We start from the raw sequence: 21,318 nt of genomic DNA on the forward strand, positions 1-21,318 counted from the left end.
TTACTGCATGACCGTCATCCAAAGCCCTGTGAGGTTCGCCATGCCTGTTACCGTCAATACGTTGAACGCTGAAAACTTTCGTCACAGCGTCACTGTCAACAACCACGAGCTGTTTACCGACCTGCCCAAGAGCCTGGGGGGTGACGACTCCGCCCCCTCGCCTCACGACTATTTCGACGCCGCGCTGGCGTCTTGCAAAGCCTTGACCGTCAGGCTTTATGCGCAGAAGAAAGACATCCCGCTCACCGGCGTAACGGTAGAAGTTACCCACGACGCCGCCGAAGAGCAAAAAGGTAAATACAGGCTCAACGTCAAGTTGACCCTCAAGGGCGTGCTGACCGACGCCCAGCGCGATGAGCTGCACCGTGTCGCCGACAAGTGCCCGGTGCACAAATTGATGACCACCGCCGAAGTCAGCATCGAGACAACACTTTCGGAAGGCGCCTTCAGCCAATAACGCCAACGTCCGGTCGAGCGGGTTATGCTCAGCGTCATCGAACCCGCTCAGACAGGGATGTAACCCCATGACCACGCTCACCGTCATCCGCCCGCGCCGCGAAGATGTGGAAGGCCAGCCTATCCTGCGCCCGCTGCCCTCGCGTGAATGCCGCAGCGTCGGGCCTTTCGTGTTTTTCGACCATATGCTGCCTACCCGTTATGCACCGGGCAGCGGGATGAATATCCGCCAGCATCCCCATATCGGGCTGTCTACCCTCACCTATCTGTTCGACGGCACGTTGCAGCACAAGGACAGCCTGGGTTCGGACCAGGTGGTACAGGCTGGCGAGGTCAGTTGGATGACTGCCGGCAGTGCGATTGCCCATGTCGAGCGCACACCCGAGGCGGTCAAGGCCAGCGGTTTCAACCTGCACGGGTTGCAGGTGTGGCTGGCGTCGCCCAAGGACCACGAAACCGGCCCGGGCCACTACAGCCATCACCCGGCGGCAAGTTTGCCGGTCAGCGACAACCTCGGCGTGCAGGTGCGCCTGATCGCCGGCAGCGGGTTTTTTTGCCTCACGTCACCCGTACCGGTGCTGTCGCCCACGCTGTATGCCGAGGTGCGCATGCAGACGGCCACTACCCTGCTGATCCCCGATGAGCATGAGGAACGCGCGGTGTATGTAGTGGCGGGTGACGCGCAGCTCGACGGCGAGGCTCTGGCGGTGCATAGCCTGGTGGTGCTGCCTGCCGGGCAGGAGATGACGCTGTATGCCGCAACCGAGTGCCATGCCGTGGTGTTGGGTGGCGCACCACTGGATGGGCCGCGGCGGATCAACTGGAATTTCGTGGCCAGTGATCCGGCGGTGATCGAGCAGGCGCGGCAGCGATGGGCGGCTGGGGATTGGCCGACGGTGCCCGGTGAGTCAGAAAGGATTGAGTTGCCTGTCAGATAGCGATCGGGGGCAAGCCCCCTCCCACAATTGAATTGTAAATGCCTTCAAATGTGGGAGGGGGCTTGCCCCCGATGAGGCCCGAACAGGCGCTGAAGAATCAGCCCTTGAACACTTCATCCAGCAAGTTATGCATCGACTGGAACGCCCGCGCCGCGGTCCTGGCGTCATACATCATCTTGCCCGGCACATTGGCATGGGGATCAGTGAAGGAATGCACCGCGCCACCGTAGCTGAGCAACTGCCAATCCACACCCGCTGCGTTCATTTCATCTTCGAACGCCGGCAGTTGTTCTTTCGGTACCAATGGGTCGGAGGCGCCATGCAGCACCAGCACTGAACCCTTGATGTTCTTCGCATCCGCCGGGTTCGGCGTGTCGAGGGTGCCGTGGAACGAGATAGCCGCCTTCAGCGGCGCACCGGTGCGCGCCAATTCCAGAGAGCAGCAGCCGCCGAAGCAGAAACCGAAGGTCGCCAGCTTCGACGTATCAACCGTTGCCTCGGTCTGGCGTTGCAGTTGTTCAAAGGCCGCTTGCATACGCTTATTCAACATCGGGCGATCATTTTTCAACGGCATCATCGCCGCGCCGGCCTCATCGCCATTGGTCGGCCGCACAGTTTGCCCATACAAGTCGGCAATCAGCACCACGTAGCCTTTGCCGGCGACGCTCTTGGCGATCTCTTCGGCTCCCGCGCTCACGCCCATCCAGTTCGGCGCCATCAGCAGCCCCGGCAGCGGGCCTTGGTGGCTGGCATCGAACGCCAGGCGGCTTTCATAGGTCTGGCCATCAAGCTGATAGACCACGGAACGTACGGTAACTTGGCTCATCATTTTCTCCAGTTGAAGTACACGCAGAAGCCGTAATACAACGGTAGGAGCGAGCTTGCTCGCGAAAAACTTCAGGGCAGCGCGTTGATTCAGGATGTGCGCGTTATCGGTGACGTTTTTCGCGAGCAAGCTCGCTGCTACAAACGAAAAAACCCGCCGAAGCGGGTTTTTCTACAACGGTGTCAAACCGACAGTTCAACCAACAGCTTGTTCAGTCGGCGCACATACGCGGCCGGGTCTTTGAGGCTGTCGCCAGCGGCCAGGGCCGCTTGGTCAAAGAGGATATGCGACAGGTCGCCAAAGCGCTCCTCGTTCTGCTCAGCGTCGAGTTTCTCGATCAGCGGGTGAGCCGGGTTGAATTCGAAGATCGGCTTGGAATCCGGCACCTTCTGGCCGCTGGCTTCAAGGATCTGACGCATCTGCATGCCCAGGTCCTGCTCGCCAATGGCCAGGATCGCCGGAGAGTCGGTCAGGCGATGGGAAACCCGCACTTCGCTGACAGCCTCACCCAGGGAAGTCTTGATCCGCTCAACCAGGCCTTCTTTGGACTTGGCGACTTCCTCGGCGGCTTTCTTGTCTTCCTCGGAGTCGAGGTTGCCCAGGTCCAGGTCACCGCGTGCCACGTCCACAAAGGATTTGCCGTCGAACTCGGTGAGGTAGCTCATCAGCCACTCATCGATACGGTCGGTCAACAGCAGTACCTCGATGCCTTTCTTGCGGAAGACTTCCAGGTGCGGGCTGTTCTTGACCTGAGCGTAGGTTTCGCCAGTGAGGTAGTAGATCTTGTCCTGACCTTCCTTGGCACGTGCCAGGTAGTCGGCCAGCGACACAACCTGTTCGCCGTCATCACCTTGAGTCGAAGCAAAACGCAGCAGGCCGGCAATTTTTTCCTTGTTGGCAAAATCTTCCGCCGGGCCTTCTTTCATGACCTGGCCGAAGTTTTTCCAGAAGCCCTGGTATTTCTCCGGCTCGCTCTTCGCCAGTTTTTCCAGCATGTCGAGTACGCGCTTGGTCAGCGCCGACTTCATGGAATCGATGATCGGGTCCTTTTGCAGGATCTCCCGCGACACGTTCAGCGACAGGTCGTTGGAGTCGACCACACCCTTGATAAAGCGCAGGTACAGCGGCAGGAACGATTCCGCCTGGTCCATCACGAACACACGTTGTACGTAAAGCTTGAGGCCCTTCGGCGCTTCGCGCTGGTACAGGTCAAACGGCGCACGGGCCGGCACGTAGAGCAGCGAGCTGTATTCCAGCTTGCCTTCAACCTTGTTGTGGCTCCAGCTCAGCGGGTTTTCGTAGTCGTGCCCGATGTGCTTGTAGAACTCCTGGTATTCCTCGTCCTTGATCTCGGTACGCGGACGGGTCCACAGGGCACTGGCGCGGTTGACGGTTTCCCATTCCTCGGCCGGCGCCTCTTCACCTTCGCCAGCCGTTTGCTCTTTCGGCAGCTCGATCGGCAGGGCGATGTGGTCGGAGTACTTCTTGATGATGTTGCGCAGGCGCCAGCCATCGGCGAATTCATCTTCGCCATCTTTGAGGTGCAGCACGATACGGGTGCCACGGTCAGGCTTGTCGAGGGTGGCGATTTCAAACTCGCCCTCACCTTTGGACGCCCAGTGCACGCCTTCGCTGGCGTCAAGGCCGGCACGGCGGCTGAACACTTCAACCTTGTCGGCGACGATGAACGCCGAATAGAAACCCACGCCGAATTGGCCGATCAGGTGAGAATCTTTTTTCTGGTCGCCCGACAGGTTCTTCATGAAATCTGCGGTGCCGGATTTGGCGATGGTGCCCAAGTGGGTGATCGCGTCCTCACGGCTCATGCCGATACCGTTGTCTTCGAGGGTGACGGTTTTGGCGTCTTTGTCGTAGCTCACACGGATTTTCAGTTCGGCGCCACCTTCCAGCAACTCAGGCTTGGACAGGGCTTCGAAACGTAATTTGTCGACAGCGTCAGAGGCGTTCGAGATCAATTCGCGAAGGAAAATTTCCTTGTTGGAATACAGCGAATGGATCATGAGGTGCAGCAGTTGCTTCACCTCGGTCTGGAAGCCCAGGGTTTCCTTTTGAGTTTCCACACTCATGGTCATCAAACTCCAATTGGATGGCAGTGGCCGCGCCCGAGAGGGTTGGCGGCGGGTTGTCATCAAAGTTGGGGGCTAAGACCGGGATTTCAAGAGCGGCAATTCCTCGATCTTGAAATGGGCGCGAGCGGTGGCAATCGGTTCGGTGGGAGTCGTTTGCCAGGCGGTGACCGCCACGTTGGCGACGCGCCTGCCCTGGCGGCACACCTGGCAGGTGGCGTAGGTGTCGCGAAACTGGCCGGCGCGCAGGTAATCCAGGGAAAAGTCGATGATTTTCGGCAGGCCAGGGGCACCGGTGAACACAAGCAAGTGCAAGGCCGCCGACAGTTCCATGAAGCCGGCGATGACCCCGCCATGCAGCGCCGGCAATATAGGGTTACCAATATTGTCTCTGTTGGCCGGCAGGCGAAACAACAGCTCGTCCCCTGAGCGTGTGCATTCGACGCCGATCAGCTTTGCGTAGGGAACAAGGTCGAGCAGTGCCGCATAATCGCCGCACTCAAGCGCTTGCTCCAGACGCGTCTTGAATCGATGGGTCATGCCTGCTCTCCCTTGATCGCGCTGCCCAGTCCCTGGGTGCCCTTGAGACGCTTGCCCATGCGCATGAATGTACCCACCACATGCGCAATGGGCTGCTGCGGGTCGTCCTGGTAGGCAAAGCCGCGGGTGAAGATCACATCGGTGGTTACCCGGTAGCACTGGGCAAAACCATACACCGGCTTATGCGGCTCGGCGGGATGCATGTAGTCGATGCGCAAATCCAGGGTTGGGCATACCTCGAACTCGGGTAATACGCACAGCGTGGCCAGGCCGCAGGCGGTGTCCATCAATGACGTCAGCGCGCCACCGTGGATGATGCCGCTGCGGGGATCACCCACTATGTGCGCGCCATAGGGCAACACCAGCGTCATGCCCTCCCCTGTCGCGGCATGGACCGTTACCCCCAGTACCTGACAGTGGCGAAGCGCCGAAACAAAGCGGGTGGCTCGGTCTAACAAGGGGGTCTGGGTCATATTTTTTAAATTCTTATTAGTGTGGATGGGCAGGATAGGTAATAATTTGGAAAGTTCCTGGCGAAAAAGCTTTTTATATCTGTGGAACAAAAGGAACTAATGCTGGCCCCTTGAGTTCGAAAGGCCAGTAGATATCTTCAATAAGGAGAAACACCCATGCGCAAGACATTAGCTATTTCCATGATGCTGGCCGCTGCCCTCGGCCTGGCTGCCTGCGACAAGAAATCCGAAGACAAAGCCCAAGACGCCGCCGCACATTCTGAGCAAGCTCAGCAAGACATGGCGAAAGCACAGGATAAAGTGAACGACGCTGCAAAAGAAAACGCTGAAGCTGCCAAAGCCCAGGCTGAATCGAATGCTGCCGCCGCTAAAGAAGCTGCACCTGCCGCACCTGTTACACCTGCAGAGCCTGCCAAGCAGTAATCGCAGGGTGTAAAGCTGTAGTGCTGTAGAAGATAGCCCGCTTATAGAGCGGGCTTTTCTTTGTCTGCTGTTTTCTCCAGGCTTTTAGTCACGCTGTCTTTCGCGGGATCCGGGGCCTGCATATTCGTCGGCGTGTACACCATCACCTGCAAAACGTCGGAGTGAAACTCACGGCGGTAAAGCACTAACACCACCCCGCTGCTCATCAACATGAACAACCAGGGGCTGACGAACCAGGCCAGCATGGTCATGCCGAAGTAATACGCCCGCAAGCCAAAGTTGAACTGGTTGGCCGCCATCGAAATCACCCGCGCCGCGCGCAAGGCAAATGCATTGCGCTCCTGCTCAGACACATGCCGCTCACCAATCATCGGTGCCGAGCCCACCAGCACCGCGGCGAAGTTGTACTGGCGCATGCACCAGCTGAAGGTGAAAAAGGCGTAGACAAACACCAGCGCCAGGCACAGCAACTTGATCTCCGACATGCCTTGGGAGGCCTGCTGTACCAAGGGGATATCCGCCAGCAATGACACCGCTCGCTCCGAGGCACCCAGCACCGTCAGGATGCCGGCGAGGATGATCAACGTGCTGGACGCGAAGAACGAGGCGTTACGCTCCAGGTTACCGATCACACTGGCGTCGGCGATGCGGTTATCGCGCAGCAGCATGCGGCGCATCCAGTCTTCGCGGTACAGGTGCAACACGCTGGCCAGGCAGGCGGTGTCACGGGCTTTCCAAGTAGCGTAGCGGGTATAGCCGCCCCAGCAGATAACAAACCAGAGAGCGGCTAGAAGGTGGATCAGGTTGGTTTCGACGAACGACATGCGGGGCCTTCTAAAGGTGAATTCCGTGCATCCCAGTGGGATCATCAGCGAGCCTATGACGGCGCCCCCCGTTCTACCGTCACTGCAACAGGGCCTGCGGTGTCCTGAAAGATCTGGAACAAATATCAAAAACCCGACCGCACTGCCTGTTCTTTATGACAATTCCTGTTTCACGATGTACACAAGCTCGGCCCGGGAACCAGCAGGACGCCTTTTATCACTTAGTTAAGCCCTGGCACGAAGCCCTGGTCACTCATTCTCAGACAGAAGGAACTACTCTCTATTCGTAGGACTTCAATGCACTCGACTTCTCTCTCCCCCCGCCAGACACCCGCGCCACAAGAAACCCAACTGTCCGTCAGTACAGCTTCTGAATCGAGGACACCACAAGTAGCTTTATCGAATCACAATCAGCCCAGGCCGCTCGGATTAGCCCCCGATGATCGGATAAAGCTTGAGGTAGGCGGCATAACGCCGGTCGCCGCCGATACGACGGGAGCAGACCCAGTCGCTGCGCAGCTCCAATTGATTGAGCTGCATCAGACATACAACCGCAAGATTACTGATTTGCTCAGTCACCAGATGACGCTCCAACGCTTCATCCAGGCTCAGTTGACAAAAGCCTTTCCCCAGCTCAAGCCAATCGACCCCGATGTCATCCTCGTCAACACCTATCGAACTCAACCGCCGGCAGAGCCGGTGTTGATTTCTACACAAACCTTATCGCAGGCATTGATCAATAAGGTCGCGCAAATCCACGTGAACGCCGTCACGGGTTCGCCTAACGCTGAAGAACACGGTGCCGACACGCAAATCGTCTTTTACAATAACGGACCTGCAGGGGGGGCCCAGAACACGCTGGAGCATCAGGGCTCCCTGCTGACGCTTGCACAAAATATCGCAACCCGCTTCCCCGAGGCGCTCAGTAGCTACTGGAACAGATCTCCCGAGGGCCCCTTCAAACAGCCATCACGCCTGGCCCAATTACTCGGCCTGCACCGGCAAATGCTCTCTACCGAGGCAGCGTTACGGTTTGAAGACGGCACCCTCAGCGAGACGGGCAAAAAGCTGATCGATACCGCTTTTCAGTACCCGACCCTCGAGGTACGCGAACGCGAACTTCCCGCTGGGGACCGTCCCGGGGTGTATCCCATCCGAATAGATGACAACTGCGCCAACGGTGCCCTTTTAGCCGGTTGCTTTCTTATCACCCGCAGTGACGGGTCATCGGCCGAGGCGCCTTATACCGCCAGTGACACCAGAAGCATCGGACTGGATGACACCACTGGACCTGTGGTGCTGTATACCCCCGGAGAAGGTTTTGAGGAATTCGCGAGCGCCGGCGACGCCCGCGAAGAACTGATGCAGAGGATCAATAACGGCGGCGAGAAGGCCAACCAATTACTCAAAAGTTTGCCGGTGTCGGTAGAACACAGTCGCGCCCCTCAATGGGGCGATGACTTACTGCTGGGGTTCGCTCCCGTCACCGGCGACGTCGTGGCGCAAACCCTTCCCCAGTTGTTGCAGCGCCAGGCGGACGAGGTCAATGACGCCATGCAGTACGGCTTCGCCGAAGCGCAGACTGCCACGCAATCCGCTCGTACACCCTCGCTGCTTTCCGCCGAAACTGTCGCATCCGTCAATGATGCGGCGGATCTTTCACTGCATTTCGACGGCAGTAACGCTTTGCTCGCACGCAATGAACAGCTGAACAACAAACTGCAGCCGCAATGGCTCAAGGAACTGACCCTCGAACAAGAAACGACCTACAGGGAACTGGACGAAGCGGAACACAAAAGCCTTGCGCACTTGCAACCATTATTGGGAAGCATCCCTTCCCTGAACACTTTCGCCAAACAGTTACTGGCCCAGGCGTTGAAAGTCAAACTGCAGGACCGCTACCCGAATGCGCAAATAGACCCTGACAACGTGATGGTTCAGATAACAACACAGCCGCCGGGCAATAGCGGCTTGTCAGGCACCCAAAACGCCCCAAAGCCGAAGATCGACAACACGTCGCTGACCGAAATGGCCCTACTGAACACAGCGCCATGGAAGGATAACTCGCTGACGAGCACCTGGACCGCTCGGGTGGTCGATGCCAACGCAAACTACCTGCTGACATTGGATAAAACCTTCCTTGAGGAGCTGATCAGTCAAACCGATGTGGGCGGCCAATACCTTAAGCTACTGGATGAAAAACTCAGCCCCACCGCCACTTCCGACGAAGCTAGAGCACTACCCAACGCCTGGAAAGAACTTCAAAAGGCAAGGATGGCCAAGGACGCGTTCATCACCAGCCTGGATCCCGACGCCTACCTGAACAAGCAAAAGATCGCCGAACAGTGGATCAAAGCAACACTTGAGCATGACGATTCCACCACCTGGCCAATCGTGAAGGGTGCGTCTATCGTCTCGCACAGCGTGGCCGTGGACGGCAAACCCGTCCAGGGCATGCTGGTGATCAAACCGACCAACCACCCCTCCCTTGTCCTGTACAGCCCGGATGCTCCCGACGGACGCCCTTTCAGAGAGATTGTGGACGAGGATCAACTTAACGAGCTGCTCAACACTGCCCAGTGGAAAACCTACATGGACCAACGGGTATCACCGGCTGATCGGTATGGTATTTACGACGACCTGTTTTTGCCTGGGATCAGCAGATGGCTCAAGACATTCGCAGCCGATCATGAAGCGGGCATCAGGCTAAACCCAATCAAAGGGAGCATCAGTGACAGCCTGTACATGCAAGAGCTGGAGTTGCTCAGAGCAAGAGCCCTGGTTCAGATGACCACCAGCGCAGATGTATCGGCCCGTTCCACGGTCAACAAGCTGATGTTCGCCGCAGATATGTCCCAACTGTTGCTGAGCCTGACCCCGGTCAACCCCGGTATTTCAGCCCTCACCAGACTCTCCAAGGCTGCGTTAAGGGCCTTGCGTGCATCCGGACGAAGCCTGCCCAGGCTCCTCACCCAACCGGGGCAATGGGGCGCGGTGTACACCGACTTCGCCATGGCCGCGTCGGGTATTCCTTTACTCAGAAGGACCCGGTTGCGCCCGGTATTCAGAGCCCCTGCGCACACGCCCCAACAGCGCCTGGCAATCTCGCCAGCTACTGCTGGTGCCCCAAGCCATCACCTCGCGCCGGTTCCGGTTACGTTATCGGAGGGCCTCCCCTCACGCATCCCGATCCAATCGCCAACCCCGGCCCACACTGCACAGACGTTAAACCGTGGGGATCTCGGCGCTCATGCGCTGGATAATCAGCTACTGGCAGCGATCCCCGTGCGCGCCACTGGGCCGCAGCAGATTGCCGGCAAATGGCTGATTCGTTACACCGATAACTCAGGGATCAACAGGCCCTATGAGGTAAGCCCGGCATTTAAATTCGAATCGGGGTATGTAAACGTTGTAAATCCGCAGACGGGACAACGAGTGGCCACGCTGCTGAGCAAAGGGAATGGCGAGTGGGCACCCATCGGTTTGCCGGGAGGGCTCAAGCTACCGGACCAGCTAAGGACAACCATTGGACGCTCTGCTGTGCCCGTGCCTGCAACGTCGGTGGAAATGGGTATGTCGAAAACTATCCAGGGAGGCGAATCCACCCTATCCACTCGCGGCCTCTCGGACTGTTCAGCGCTCGCTGTGTTGTCAGGCTGGAATGGCAAAACCTACAACACCCGAACACTGATGCACTTGCAGGGCAGCAATCTGGAAGCCCCCTTGAACGGCCGCAAGGGCTTTGATGCAGTAAGAGAACTACAAGCCTCATTGAAAAGCGGTGACAAAGTAATACTGGTCGGCGGATCCCTTTCTGAATCCAAAATCGGCCTGGCAACAACCTTGAGCCAAACAGACAGCAGTGGCCGGCAACCGCTGCTGGATTTGATCAGCACCGAGGGAGTGTCCTTCGAAATGGCCGGGGCCTCGGGTGTTGATGTTATGGCTGATGGCAGCTACACGTTGGTTGAAGGAGGCGCCGGCACGGTGGATGACGCGATGAAGAAGTGGATCATTGACTTCGCCAAAGACTAGGGCCGGCAACAGGCGACTGTTCTGCCCCGAATAAAAATGCCCCGTATCGGCTGATACGGGGCATTCCTGGTTACAACGTACGAACAAAAATCTTAAGCGATGGCTTCGCTGCGCTTACCGAGCACGCGGTCAACCACGACAGCGACCACCAGCATCATCACCGACGGCACCAGCCACGCCAGGCCTTGCTCGCTCAGCGGCAGATGCATCAACTGCGCTGGCATCCAATCCGCCAGGCCCGCCCCCTTGAGTGCATCGATGCAACCAAAGATGAACGACACCAGCATCACCGGACCGACGATACGCCCCTGTTCCTGCCAGAAACCCTTACAGAAGCTCAACGCCACCAACACGATGCACGGCGGGTAGATCGCAGTGAGCACCGGAATGGAGAACGCGATCAGCTTGGTCAGGCCCAGGTTGGACACAAACAGCGAGAACAGCGCCAGGATCACTACCAGGGTCTTGTAGGACAGCGGCAGGATTTTGCTGAAGTACTCGGCACAGGCACAGGTCAGGCCCACGGCGGTGACCAGGCACGCCAGGGAGATCAGCACAGCGAGGAAGCCGCTGCCCAGGGAACCGAAGGTATGTTGTACATACGCATGCAGCACCGCAGCACCGTTACTGGCACCAGCGGCCACCGCATGGCTGCCTGAACCCAGACGGAACAGGCTGACATACACCAGCGCCAGGCCCACACCGGCAATCAGCCCGGCAATGATCGCGTAACGCGTGATCAGCTTGGGCGACTCGACGCCACGGGAGCGAATCGCGTTGACGATGACGATGCCGAATACCAGCGCCCCAAGGGTATCCATGGTCAGGTAGCCATTGATAAAGCCCTGGGAGAACGGCGCAGCAACGTATTCCGGCGTGGCGACACCGACGTCACCGGCCGGCAAGGCAAACGCGGCAATGCCGAGGATGGCCAACGCGATGATCTTCAGCGGCGCGAGAAAACGACCGACGGTATCCAACAGTCGACCCGGATAAAGGGAGACAAAGAACACCACCAGGAAGTACACCGAACTGTAAAGAAACAGCGCCAGCGGGCTTTCGCCAGTCAGCGGCGCCAGGCCCACTTCGAACGAGACGGTGGCCGTACGCGGCGTGGCGAACAGCGGCCCTACCGCCAGGTACGCCGCTGCCGCAAGCAGGCCACCGGCGATCTTGCCGATGGGGCTGCTCAACGCATCCATACCGCCGCCGACCTTGGCCAGCGCGATCACGGTGACGACCGGCAGGCCGACTGCCGTAATCAGGAACCCCAGGGCCGCCATCCAGACGTGAGGCCCGGACTGCAAGCCCACGATAGGCGGGAAGATGATATTGCCGGCGCCCACGAACAGGGCAAACGTCATGAAGCCCAACGCCAGGATATCCTGGCTTTTCAACACTTTCATTTTGAGGAAATACCACACTACTGAATCGGAATTTAGAGGGGGATTCCCTATGGATGAGGGAAATACTGCCGGCCCTGATGGGGACCGACCGGTCTGGCGCGCAGCTTCCTTTTGGGAGGCGAGCGCATAAAGAGGCGGCTAGGGTACAGAATTAGGCTGGCAAACGCACTGTTGCGGGGCGTACTGTCCGATAAGCGACATTCAAATGTCGCGTTTTCATACTTAATCTGACAATGCGATCAAATGTGGCAGGGGGCTTGCCGCCAATAACGGTGGATCAGTCACATCATCATGACTGACAGCCCGCAATCGGGGGCAAGCCCCCTCCCACATTTGGATCTTTATCAGCCTCAGCTAGGTTGCTGAGCCCAGAACGCACAAAGGCCACCCGAAGGTGGCCTTTGTGGGGTGAAGCGTCAGCTAAGCGCGAGGCTTACTTGACGGCCCAACCTGTCAGCTCGGCCAGGGCCTTGCCGATGTCTGCCAGCGAACGCACGGTTTTCACACCTGCGTCTTGCAGCGCAGCGAATTTCTCGTCTGCAGTGCCTTTGCCGCCGGAGATGATTGCGCCAGCATGGCCCATGCGCTTGCCCGCAGGGGCAGTCACACCAGCAATGTAGGAAACAACCGGCTTGGTCACGTGAGCCTTGATGTAGGCAGCCGCTTCTTCTTCAGCCGAACCGCCGATCTCGCCGATCATCACGATTGCTTCGGTCTTCGGGTCTTCCTGGAACAGCTTCAGGATGTCGATGAAGTTGGAGCCCGGAATCGGGTCACCGCCGATGCCGACGCAAGTCGACTGACCGAAACCGGCGTCAGTGGTCTGCTTCACAGCTTCGTAGGTCAGGGTGCCGGAACGGGAAACGATACCGACTTTACCTGGCAAGTGAATGTGACCCGGCATGATGCCGATCTTGCATTCGCCTGGGGTGATCACGCCTGGGCAGTTAGGGCCGATCAGGGTAATACCCAGCTCGTCGCACTTGACCTTGGCGTCCAGCATGTCCAGGGTAGGAATGCCTTCAGTGATGCACACGATCAGCTTGATGCCGCCGAAGGCCGCTTCCAGGATCGAGTCCTTGCAGAAAGGAGCTGGAACGTAGATCACGCTGGCGGTGGCGCCAGTGGCTTCTACTGCTTCTTTCACGGTGTTGAACACTGGCAGGCCCAGGTGCTCGGTGCCGCCTTTGCCCGGTGTTACGCCACCAACCATCTGGGTGCCGTACTCGATGGCTTGCTGGGTGTGGAAACTACCTTGCGAACCGGTAATACCCTGGCAGATAACTTTGGTGTCTTTATTGATCAGGACGCTCATTATTTGCCCTCCGCAGCTTTGACAACTTGTTGAGCAGCGTCGGTCAGGCTGGTAGCCGCGATGATGTTCAAACCGCTTTCTGCCAGTACTTTAGCGCCCAGTTCAGCGTTGTTACCTTCAAGGCGAACAACAACCGGGATTTTAACGCCGACTTCTTTCACTGCACCGATGATGCCTTCGGCAATCATGTCGCAACGAACGATGCCGCCGAAGATGTTGACCAGTACTGCAGCGACGTTGGAGTCGGACAGGATGATCTTGAACGCTTCGGTCACGCGTTCTTTGGTAGCACCACCGCCTACGTCGAGGAAGTTGGCTGGTTTGCCGCCATGCAGGTTGACGATGTCCATGGTACCCATGGCCAGGCCGGCACCGTTGACCATGCAGCCGATGTTACCTTCCAGGGCTACGTAGTTCAGTTCGAACTTGGCAGCGTGCGCTTCGCGCGGATCGTCTTGCGACGGATCGTGGAAAGTCTTCAGCTTTGGCTGACGGTACATGGCGTTGGCGTCGATGTTGATCTTGGCATCCAGGCAATGCAGATCGCCATCAGCCTTGATCACCAGCGGGTTCACTTCCAGCAGGGCCAGATCGTGATCCTGGAACAGTTTGGCCAGACCGACGAAGATCTTGGCGAACTGGGCAACTTGCTTGCCTTCCAGACCCAGCTGGAACGCCAGCTCGCGACCCTGGAATGGCTGAGCGCCAACCAGTGGATCGATAGTGGCCTTCAGAATTTTTTCTGGGGTTTCGTGAGCGATCTTCTCGATGTCCACGCCACCTTCGGTGGAGGCCATGAACACGATGCGACGGCTCGAACGGTCAACGACAGCGCCCAGGTACAGCTCTTTAGCGATATCAGTGCACGATTCAACCAGGATCTTGGTGACTGGCTGGCCATTGGCATCAGTCTGGTAAGTCACCAGACGCTTGCCCAGCCACTGCTGTGCGAAGGCCTTGGCGTCTTCTTTGCTGCGAACCAGCTTAACGCCGCCCGCTTTACCGCGACCACCGGCGTGGACCTGGGCTTTGACAACCCACTCGCTGCCGCCGATTTTGTCGCAAGCTTCTGCTGCTGCTTCCGGGGTGTCTACTGCGTAGCCCTTGGAAACTGGCAGGCCGTATTCAGCGAACAGCTGCTTACCCTGATACTCGTGAAGATTCATGCTTTTTACCGTCTTCGTTAGGTACTGCGCATTCGGCGCTGCGCTCATTATGAGTGCCGCGCCACCTGTGACTGCTGCTTGCGCAACCTGCGGGGCTTATGGCCCGTAAAGCTGCACAAGGCTGCGTCCAGCGGATATTCCGCGGTGAGTCTTGCTCGCAAGGCTCACGACGGGCAACTCCGCCGTGGTTTCTTATTATCTCGCTTAGCGCTTCTTGCGGTTGGCGATGTGGATGGCGCCGCCATTCACTGCCAACGCTGCTTCGTGCAACGCTTCGGACAGGGTCGGATGGGAGAAGACCATCATGCCCAGGTCCTCGGCACTGGTGCCGAATTCCATACCGATAGCGCCTTGCTGAACCAGTTCTGCAGCGCTTGGGCCGATCACGTGGACGCCCAATACGCGGTCAGTCTTGGCATCAGCGATGACTTTGACAAAACCACCGGTGTCGTTGGCTGCCATGGCACGGCCAGAAGCGGCAAACGGGAAGGTGCCGACGTTAACTTCAACGCCTTCAGCTTTCAACTGCTGTTCGTTCTTGCCGACCCATGCAATTTCCGGGTGGGTGTAGATAACCGATGGAATCAGGTCGTAGTTCATCTGGGTCTTGTGACCCTTGATGCGCTCGACAACCATGATGCCCTCTTCGGAAGCCTTGTGGGCCAGCATCATGCCACGAACCACGTCGCCGATCGCGTAAACGCCCGGCACGGTGGTTGCGCAGTGATCGTCAACGTGGATGAAACCACGCTCATCGATGCTCACGCCGCTGTCGGAAGCCAGCAGGTCGGTGGTCACGGGGCGACGACCCACGGCTACGATCAGCTTGTCGAAGGTGATGGTCTGCTCGCCTTCCTTGTCGGTGTAGGTCACGACAACTTCTTCGCCGTTGACCTTGGAACCGGTCACGCGCGCGCCCAGCTTGATGTCCAGACCCTGTTTGGTCAGGGTCTTGTAGGCTTCCTTGGACACGGCGGTGTCGGCAGCCAGCAGGAAGGTGTCCAGAGCTTCGAGCACGGTCACTTCCGAACCCAGGCGGGACCATACCGAACCCAGTTCCAGGCCGATAACGCCTGCACCGATCACGCCCAGGCGCTTAGGTACGGCCTGGAACTCCAGGGCGCCGGTCGAATCGACGATCACGTTCTGGTCGACTGGAGCCGGTGGAATGTCGATTGGACGCGAACCGGGTGCCAGGATCACGTTTTCGGCTTCGATGACTTCAACCGAGCCGTCCGGCTTGGTGATTTCAACTTTCTTGCCGGCCAGCAGCTTGCCGTGGCCTTGCAGGGAAGTCACGCCATTGGCCTTGAACAAGGTGGCAACGCCGGAAGTCAGGCCTTTGACGATGTTGGCTTTACGGCCGACCATCGCGGGCACGTCCATGGTCACGCCGGCATGGTTGATACCGTGGATCGCGAAACCATCCTGGGCTTCGTGGAATTTCCAGGAGCTGTCCAGTAGCGCCTTGGAAGGAATGCAACCGACGTTCAGGCAGGTACCGCCCAGCGCCAGTTTGCCTTCCTTGTCGGTGTACTTTTCGATGCAAGCAGTCGAGAGGCCCAGTTGTGCGGCCTTGATGGCGGCAACATAGCCGCCGGGGCCTGCACCAATCACTACAACGTCAAATTTCTGTGTCATAAAAAGGTTCCCTTTTTAGCTGCAAGCTAGAAGCTGCAAGCTACAAGTTGAAGCACCAATCGCTCGCTTTGAGCTTGGAACTTGCAGCTTGAAACTTGCAGCTGCTTTTTAGATATCCAGAAGAAGGCGAGCCGGGTCTTCCAGCAGGTTCTTGATGGTCACCAGGAACGTCACGGCTTCTTTACCATCGATCAGGCGGTGATCGTAAGACAGCGCCAGGTACATCATTGGGCGGATTACGACCTGGCCGTTGATGGCCATCGGACGCTGGATAATGTTGTGCATGCCCAGGATCGCGGCTTGCGGTGGGTTGACGATCGGCGTCGACATCATCGAACCGAAGGTACCACCGTTGGTGATGGTGAACGTACCGCCGGTCATCTCGTCGATGGTCAGCTTGCCGTCACGGGCCTTCTTGCCGAAGCCGGCAATGCCGCCTTCGATTTCGGCCAGGCTCATCAGCTCGGCGTTACGCAGAACCGGAACCACCAGGCCACGGTCGCTGGACACGGCAACGCCGATGTCTGCATAGCCATGGTAGACGATGTCGGCGCCATCGATGGAAGCGTTGACTGCCGGGAAGCGTTTCAGCGCTTCAGTGGCCGCTTTCACGAAGAACGACATGAAGCCCAAGCGTACGCCGTTGTGGCTCTTCTCAAAGAGATCCTTGTACTTCGAACGCAGTGCCATGACTTCAGTCATGTCGACTTCGTTGAACGTGGTCAGCATCGCCATGTTCGATTGTGCTTCAACCAGGCGCTTGGCCACGGTGGCACGTACACGGGTCATCGGTACGCGCTTCTCGGTACGGTCGCCGGCAGCGAACACAGGCGCGGCGGCAGCAGGAGCGGCAGCCTTGGCAGGTGCGGCAGCCGGAGCGTTTTTCTTGGCTTCAACCGCAGCCACCACGTCTTCCTTGGTGACACGGCCATCTTTGCCGGTGCCCTTGATGGACGCCAGGTTGATACCGTTCTCTTCAGCCAACTGGCGAGCAGCCGGTGCAGCGATTGGATCTTCACCACCCGCAGCCGCAGGGGCGGCAGGTGCGGAAGCGGCAGCCGGTGCAGCGGCGGCAGCAGGAGCAGGAGCAGCAGCGCTGCCCTCTTCGATCGAGCCCAGTACCTGGTTCGACAGGACGGTAGCACCCTCTTCTGCCACGATTGCGCCCAGCACGCCGTCGGCTTCGGCCAGCACTTCCAGCACGACCTTGTCGGTTTCGATGTCGACGATCAGGTCGTCACGCTTGACGGCCTCGCCTGGTTTCTTGTGCCAAGTGGCAACGGTGCCATCGGCAACCGATTCCGGGAATGACGGGGCTTTGATTTCGATAGCCATTATCTGTAGGTCCTTAAAATTCGGTTTCAGTCAGCGCGAAGGCATTAAACAGTGAAAGCAGCTTGCAGCAGTTTTTCCTGCTGCTCGGCGTGCATCGACGCATAACCACAGGCAGGTGCAGCAGACGCATCACGACCGGCATACTCCAGGCCCAGGGCCTTGTTGTGGTTGCCGATGCTGCGACGCAAGTGATGCTGGCTGCTGTACCACGCGCCCTGGTTCATCGGTTCTTCCTGACACCACACCACATTCGTGAGGTTGGTGTAAGGCGCGATGATCTCCATGAGGTCATCTTCCGGGAACGGGTAAAGCTGCTCGATACGCACGATGGCGATGTCTTCGCGGCCTTCGGCACGGCGTTTTTCCAGCAGATCGTAATAGACCTTGCCGCTGCACAGGATCAGGCGAGTGATCTTGGCGGCGTCCAGCGTATCGATTTCCGGAATAACGGTCTGGAACGAACCTTCGGCCAGATCTTCCAGGGTCGAAACGGCCAGTTTGTGACGCAACAGCGATTTCGGCGTCAGCACGACCAGTGGCTTGCGCAGTGGACGGATGACCTGGCGACGCAGCAAGTGGTAGATCTGCGCCGGGGTCGTCGGCACGCACACCTGGATGTTGTGCTCGGCGCACAGCTGCAGGTAACGCTCCAGACGGGCCGAGGAGTGCTCAGGACCCTGACCTTCATAACCGTGCGGCAGCAGCATGGTCAGACCGCACAGACGGCCCCACTTGTGCTCGCCGCTGGTGATGAACTGGTCGATAACCACCTGGGCACCGTTGGCGAAGTCGCCGAACTGGGCTTCCCAGATCACCAGCGCGTTAGGCGTAGTGGTGGAATAGCCGTATTCGAACGCCAGTACCGCTTCTTCGGACAGGAACGAATCGTACAGGTCGAAACGTGGCTGGCCTTCGTACAGGTTCTGCAACGGGATGTAGGTGCCCGCGTCTTTCTGGTTGTGCAACACGGCATGACGGTGCGAGAACGTACCGCGGCCGATGTCCTGGCCGGTCATGCGGATCGGGTGACCTTCGAACGCCAGGGTTGCGTACGCCATGGTTTCGGCGTAACCCCAGTTGATCGGCAGGCCGCCGGCTTGCATCTTCTGACGGTCTTCGTAGATCTTGGCAACCTGGCGCTGAACCACAAATCCCTCAGGGATTTCCAGCAACTTGGCAGACAACTCCTGCAATGTTTTCAAGTCGAAGCTGGTGTCATGGCGCGCGGTCCAGGTGTGACCCAGGTACGGACGCCAGTCAACGAACAGCTCTTTGTTCGGCTCCTTAACCAGGCTTTTCACCACATGCAGGCCGTTATCCAGCGCGTTACGGTATTCGTCGATCTTCGCCTGGACACGTGCATCATCCAACACACCGGCCTTGGTCAGGCTTTCGGCGTACAGCTCACGGGTGGTGCGCTGCTTGGTGATCTGCTGGTACATCAACGGCTGGGTGCCGCTTGGCTCGTCCGCTTCGTTGTGACCGCGACGGCGGTAGCACACCAGGTCGATGACCACATCACGCTTGAATTGCATGCGGTAGTCGACCGCCAATTGGGTCACGAACAGTACAGCTTCCGGATCATCGCCATTCACATGCAGGATCGGCGCCTGGATCATCTTGGCAACGTCGGTGGCGTACTCGGTGGAGCGCGCATCCAGCGGGTTGCTGATGGTGAAGCCAACCTGGTTGTTGATGACGATATGAACGGTACCGCCGGTCTTGAAGCCGCGAGTCTGCGACATCTGGAACGTTTCCAGGACCACGCCTTGGCCGGCGAATGCCGCGTCACCGTGGATGGAAATCGGCAGGACCTTCTCGCCAGTGGCGTCGTTACGACGATCCTGGCGCGCACGCACCGACCCCTCGACCACCGGAGAAACAATTTCCAGGTGGGATGGGTTGAACGCCATGGCCAGGTGAACTTCACCGCCGGTGGTCATTACGTTGGACGAGAAACCCTGGTGGTACTTGACGTCACCGGAACCCAGCTCGACCTTCTTCTTGCCCTCGAACTCGTCGAACAGCTCGCGCGGGTTCTTGCCGAAGGTGTTGACCAACACGTTCAGGCGACCACGGTGAGCCATGCCGATCACGACTTCCTTGGTGCCGTAGGAACCGGAACGCTGGATCAGTTCGTCGAGCATCGGAATCAGGCTTTCGCCGCCTTCCAGGCCGAAACGCTTGGTGCCCGGGTATTTGGTACCCAGGTATTTTTCGAGACCTTCAGCGGCAGTCACACGCTCGAGCAGATGGCTGCGCACATCGGCGGACAATACCGGACGGCCACGCACGCCTTCCAGGCGATGCTGGAACCACTGGCGCTGCTCGGAATCGGTGATGTGCGTGAACTCAGCGCCGATGGTGCGGCAATATGTCTGCTGCAACGCTTCGTGAATTTCGCGTAGGCTCGCTTCCTCTTTGCCGATGAACAGGTCGCCGGCACGGAAGGTCGTATCAAGATCGGCATTGGTCAAGCCGTAATGATTGATCGACAGGTCAGCAGGTGCAGGACGCTGCCAGAGCCCCAGCGGGTCAAGCTGGGCCGCCTGGTGGCCGCGCATCCGGTAAGCCTGGATCAGTCGCAGTACTTCAACTTGCTTCTTCTCGTGCTCACTGCTCACGCTGCCGGCGGAAACCGGTTGGGCGCGGCGCTGGTTCTTTGCCAGCAGCACGAAATGATCGCGAATCGCAGCATGCGATACATCGGTGGCAGCGTTGCCGTCTGAAGACAACGTCTGAAATTTGGTGCGCCATTCTTCTGGCACAGCGTTAGGGTCGTGCAGGTAGAGCTCATAAAGCTCTTCCACATAGGCAGCGTTACCACCTGAAAGATAGCCGCTGTTCCACATGCGCTGCATCACGCTTTCTTGCATGCTTGGTCACCCTCGATTTGGGGACACCACCGGCGAAAACACCGAGTTTGCTTGCAAAAGGCCAAGTGCAGCGACCAGAACAAGCCACTAGGATCACGCTGATAGTTCGGGTACCAACCCGAATGCCCCTGCTTGTCTCATTTCTTCAAAATAAGAGCCGCGGCTTTGTAAGTCGCTGCTCAAGTTAAAACTACGGCGCCGGTTGAAGCCTGCGCCGCAGCATTTACGGGCACAACGGTCCTGCTTTTACTGCAACGTCAGTTACACGCCGCTCTGCAGCAGCATGTTACGGATGTGACCAATGGCCTTAGTCGGGTTCAGGCCTTTGGGACATACGTTGACGCAGTTCATGATCCCGCGGCAGCGGAACACGCTGAACGGGTCATCCAGTGAAGCCAGACGCTCGGACGTCTTGGTGTCACGGCTGTCTGCCAGGAAGCGGTAGGCTTGCAGCAGCGCAGCCGGGCCCAGGAACTTGTCCGGGTTCCACCAGAAGGAAGGGCAGGACGTCGAGCAGCAAGCGCACAGGATGCACTCGTACAGGCCGTCGAGTTTTTCGCGCTCTTCCGGGGACTGCAGACGCTCGATGGCCGGAGCCGGCGTGTCGTTCTGCAGGAACGGCTTAACTTTCTCGTATTGCTTGTAGAAGATGCTCATATCGACGACCAGGTCACGGATAACCGGCAAACCTGGCAGTGGACGAACGATCAGCTTGTTGCCCTTGACCACGGCCGACAGCGGCGTGATGCACGCCAGGCCGTTTTTGCCGTTGATGTTCATGCCGTCGGAACCGCACACACCTTCACGGCAAGAGCGACGATAGGAGAAACCTTCGTCCTGCTCTTTGATCAGTGCCAAGACATCCAGCACCATCAGGTCTTTACCGCCGGTATCGACCTGGAATTCCTGCATGAACGGCGCGGCGTCCTGATCAGGGTTGTAGCGATAAACACTGACTTTCAACATGGCAGCCACCC

Annotated in this window: 16 protein-coding genes; 4 read left to right on the forward strand and 12 right to left on the reverse strand. The window is 58.4% G+C overall.

Annotated elements, in window-relative coordinates; genetic code table 11:
- The first annotated feature begins 40 nt into the window (after positions 1–40).
- Both BFQ04_RS00635 and BFQ04_RS00640 read left to right on the forward strand, forming a co-directional pair.
- On the forward strand, positions 41–457 hold the full coding sequence (locus BFQ04_RS00635) for an OsmC family protein (RefSeq protein ID WP_065949210.1): 417 nt from the start codon (positions 41–43) through the stop codon (positions 455–457).
- 67 nt (positions 458–524) lie between these two features.
- The gene (locus BFQ04_RS00640; protein ID WP_065949119.1) at positions 525–1,394 is read left to right on the forward strand and encodes a pirin family protein; all 870 of its coding nucleotides are present in this window, start codon (positions 525–527) and stop codon (positions 1,392–1,394) included.
- A gap of 97 nt (positions 1,395–1,491) precedes the next feature.
- Here BFQ04_RS00640 and BFQ04_RS00645 read toward each other — a convergent pair whose 3' ends face one another.
- The 4 genes from BFQ04_RS00645 to BFQ04_RS00660 form a co-directional block, all read right to left on the reverse strand.
- Complete coding sequence (locus tag BFQ04_RS00645; protein ID WP_065949120.1) at positions 1,492–2,220, reverse strand: dienelactone hydrolase family protein; 729 nt, start codon at positions 2,218–2,220, stop codon at positions 1,492–1,494.
- A gap of 182 nt (positions 2,221–2,402) precedes the next feature.
- Entirely contained in the window at positions 2,403–4,307 is a 1,905-nt protein-coding gene (gene htpG, locus BFQ04_RS00650) for a molecular chaperone HtpG (RefSeq protein ID WP_065949211.1), read from the reverse strand.
- Between the two features lie 75 nt (positions 4,308–4,382).
- Positions 4,383–4,847, reverse strand: coding sequence for a PaaI family thioesterase (locus BFQ04_RS00655; RefSeq protein WP_065949121.1), 465 nt, complete (start codon positions 4,845–4,847; stop codon positions 4,383–4,385).
- Positions 4,844–5,320 (reverse strand): PaaI family thioesterase, encoded by a 477-nt coding sequence (locus BFQ04_RS00660; RefSeq protein ID WP_065949122.1) that lies wholly within the window; start codon positions 5,318–5,320, stop codon positions 4,844–4,846. Before BFQ04_RS00660 ends, BFQ04_RS00655 begins: the two co-directional genes overlap by 4 nt.
- Positions 5,321–5,476: 156 nt before the next feature.
- On the opposite strand from BFQ04_RS00660, the gene BFQ04_RS00665 reads away from it, so the two are divergent.
- On the forward strand, positions 5,477–5,743 hold the full coding sequence (locus BFQ04_RS00665) for a hypothetical protein (protein ID WP_065949123.1): 267 nt from the start codon (positions 5,477–5,479) through the stop codon (positions 5,741–5,743).
- 41 nt (positions 5,744–5,784) lie between these two features.
- Here the strand turns inward: BFQ04_RS00665 and BFQ04_RS00670 are convergent, their stop codons facing one another.
- Positions 5,785–6,567, reverse strand: a complete 783-nt coding sequence (locus tag BFQ04_RS00670; protein ID WP_065949124.1) for a DUF599 domain-containing protein — start codon at positions 6,565–6,567, stop codon at positions 5,785–5,787.
- 297 nt (positions 6,568–6,864) lie between these two features.
- Between BFQ04_RS00670 and BFQ04_RS00675 the strand changes: the two genes are divergently transcribed.
- Positions 6,865–10,602, forward strand: coding sequence for a dermonecrotic toxin domain-containing protein (locus tag BFQ04_RS00675; RefSeq protein ID WP_139111880.1), 3,738 nt, complete (start codon positions 6,865–6,867; stop codon positions 10,600–10,602).
- 92 nt (positions 10,603–10,694) lie between these two features.
- On the opposite strand, the gene brnQ is transcribed toward BFQ04_RS00675, so the two are convergent.
- The 7 genes from brnQ to BFQ04_RS00710 all read right to left on the reverse strand — a co-directional run bounded on the left by brnQ (position 10,695) and on the right by BFQ04_RS00710 (position 21,307).
- Positions 10,695–12,008, reverse strand: coding sequence for a branched-chain amino acid transport system II carrier protein (gene brnQ / locus BFQ04_RS00680; protein WP_065949126.1), 1,314 nt, complete (start codon positions 12,006–12,008; stop codon positions 10,695–10,697).
- 433 nt (positions 12,009–12,441) lie between these two features.
- Positions 12,442–13,323: a succinate--CoA ligase subunit alpha gene (gene sucD / locus BFQ04_RS00685; protein ID WP_065884237.1), complete on the reverse strand. Its 882-nt coding sequence runs from the start codon at positions 13,321–13,323 to the stop codon at positions 12,442–12,444.
- A complete protein-coding gene (sucC, locus tag BFQ04_RS00690; RefSeq protein WP_003190011.1) occupies positions 13,323–14,489 on the reverse strand; it encodes an ADP-forming succinate--CoA ligase subunit beta in 1,167 nt (388 codons plus the stop codon). The genes sucD and sucC overlap by 1 nt, the downstream gene beginning before the upstream one ends.
- A 204-nt stretch (positions 14,490–14,693) precedes the next feature.
- Positions 14,694–16,130 carry a dihydrolipoyl dehydrogenase gene (gene lpdA / locus BFQ04_RS00695; RefSeq protein ID WP_065949127.1) on the reverse strand — a complete coding sequence of 479 codons (1,437 nt, stop codon included), beginning with the start codon at positions 16,128–16,130 and terminating at the stop codon, positions 14,694–14,696.
- A 108-nt stretch (positions 16,131–16,238) separates the two neighbouring features.
- Entirely contained in the window at positions 16,239–17,465 is a 1,227-nt protein-coding gene (gene odhB / locus BFQ04_RS00700; RefSeq protein ID WP_065949128.1) for a 2-oxoglutarate dehydrogenase complex dihydrolipoyllysine-residue succinyltransferase, read from the reverse strand.
- Positions 17,466–17,509: 44 nt separating this feature from the next.
- The gene (locus tag BFQ04_RS00705; protein WP_065949129.1) at positions 17,510–20,341 is read right to left on the reverse strand and encodes a 2-oxoglutarate dehydrogenase E1 component; all 2,832 of its coding nucleotides are present in this window, start codon (positions 20,339–20,341) and stop codon (positions 17,510–17,512) included.
- Between the two features lie 261 nt (positions 20,342–20,602).
- Positions 20,603–21,307, reverse strand: a complete 705-nt coding sequence (locus BFQ04_RS00710) for a succinate dehydrogenase iron-sulfur subunit (protein WP_003172807.1) — start codon at positions 21,305–21,307, stop codon at positions 20,603–20,605.
- Positions 21,308–21,318: the final 11 nt, after the last annotated feature.

The organism is Pseudomonas sp. 37 R 15 (assembly GCF_900004865.1).
GTDB classification, from domain to species: domain Bacteria; phylum Pseudomonadota; class Gammaproteobacteria; order Pseudomonadales; family Pseudomonadaceae; genus Aquipseudomonas; species Aquipseudomonas fluorescens_AM.

Bases quoted from the DNA above. Each gene is read 5' to 3' on its own strand.
- BFQ04_RS00665 (WP_065949123.1), top strand. From the start codon at position 5,477: ATGCGCAAGACATTAGCTATTTCCATGATGCTGGCCGCTGCCCTCGGC.
- BFQ04_RS00640 (WP_065949119.1), top strand. From the start codon at position 525: ATGACCACGCTCACCGTCATCCGCCCGCGCCGCGAAGATGTGGAAGGC.
- sucC (WP_003190011.1), bottom strand. From the start codon at position 14,489: ATGAATCTTCACGAGTATCAGGGTAAGCAGCTGTTCGCTGAATACGGC.
- lpdA (WP_065949127.1), bottom strand. From the start codon at position 16,130: ATGACACAGAAATTTGACGTTGTAGTGATTGGTGCAGGCCCCGGCGGC.
- BFQ04_RS00645 (WP_065949120.1), bottom strand. From the start codon at position 2,220: ATGAGCCAAGTTACCGTACGTTCCGTGGTCTATCAGCTTGATGGCCAG.
- BFQ04_RS00660 (WP_065949122.1), bottom strand. From the start codon at position 5,320: ATGACCCAGACCCCCTTGTTAGACCGAGCCACCCGCTTTGTTTCGGCG.
- htpG (WP_065949211.1), bottom strand. From the start codon at position 4,307: ATGAGTGTGGAAACTCAAAAGGAAACCCTGGGCTTCCAGACCGAGGTG.
- odhB (WP_065949128.1), bottom strand. From the start codon at position 17,465: ATGGCTATCGAAATCAAAGCCCCGTCATTCCCGGAATCGGTTGCCGAT.
- BFQ04_RS00655 (WP_065949121.1), bottom strand. From the start codon at position 4,847: ATGACCCATCGATTCAAGACGCGTCTGGAGCAAGCGCTTGAGTGCGGC.
- BFQ04_RS00705 (WP_065949129.1), bottom strand. From the start codon at position 20,341: ATGCAAGAAAGCGTGATGCAGCGCATGTGGAACAGCGGCTATCTTTCA.
- BFQ04_RS00675 (WP_139111880.1), top strand. From the start codon at position 6,865: ATGCACTCGACTTCTCTCTCCCCCCGCCAGACACCCGCGCCACAAGAA.
- sucD (WP_065884237.1), bottom strand. From the start codon at position 13,323: ATGAGCGTCCTGATCAATAAAGACACCAAAGTTATCTGCCAGGGTATT.
- BFQ04_RS00635 (WP_065949210.1), top strand. From the start codon at position 41: ATGCCTGTTACCGTCAATACGTTGAACGCTGAAAACTTTCGTCACAGC.
- brnQ (WP_065949126.1), bottom strand. From the start codon at position 12,008: ATGAAAGTGTTGAAAAGCCAGGATATCCTGGCGTTGGGCTTCATGACG.
- BFQ04_RS00710 (WP_003172807.1), bottom strand. From the start codon at position 21,307: ATGTTGAAAGTCAGTGTTTATCGCTACAACCCTGATCAGGACGCCGCG.
- BFQ04_RS00670 (WP_065949124.1), bottom strand. From the start codon at position 6,567: ATGTCGTTCGTCGAAACCAACCTGATCCACCTTCTAGCCGCTCTCTGG.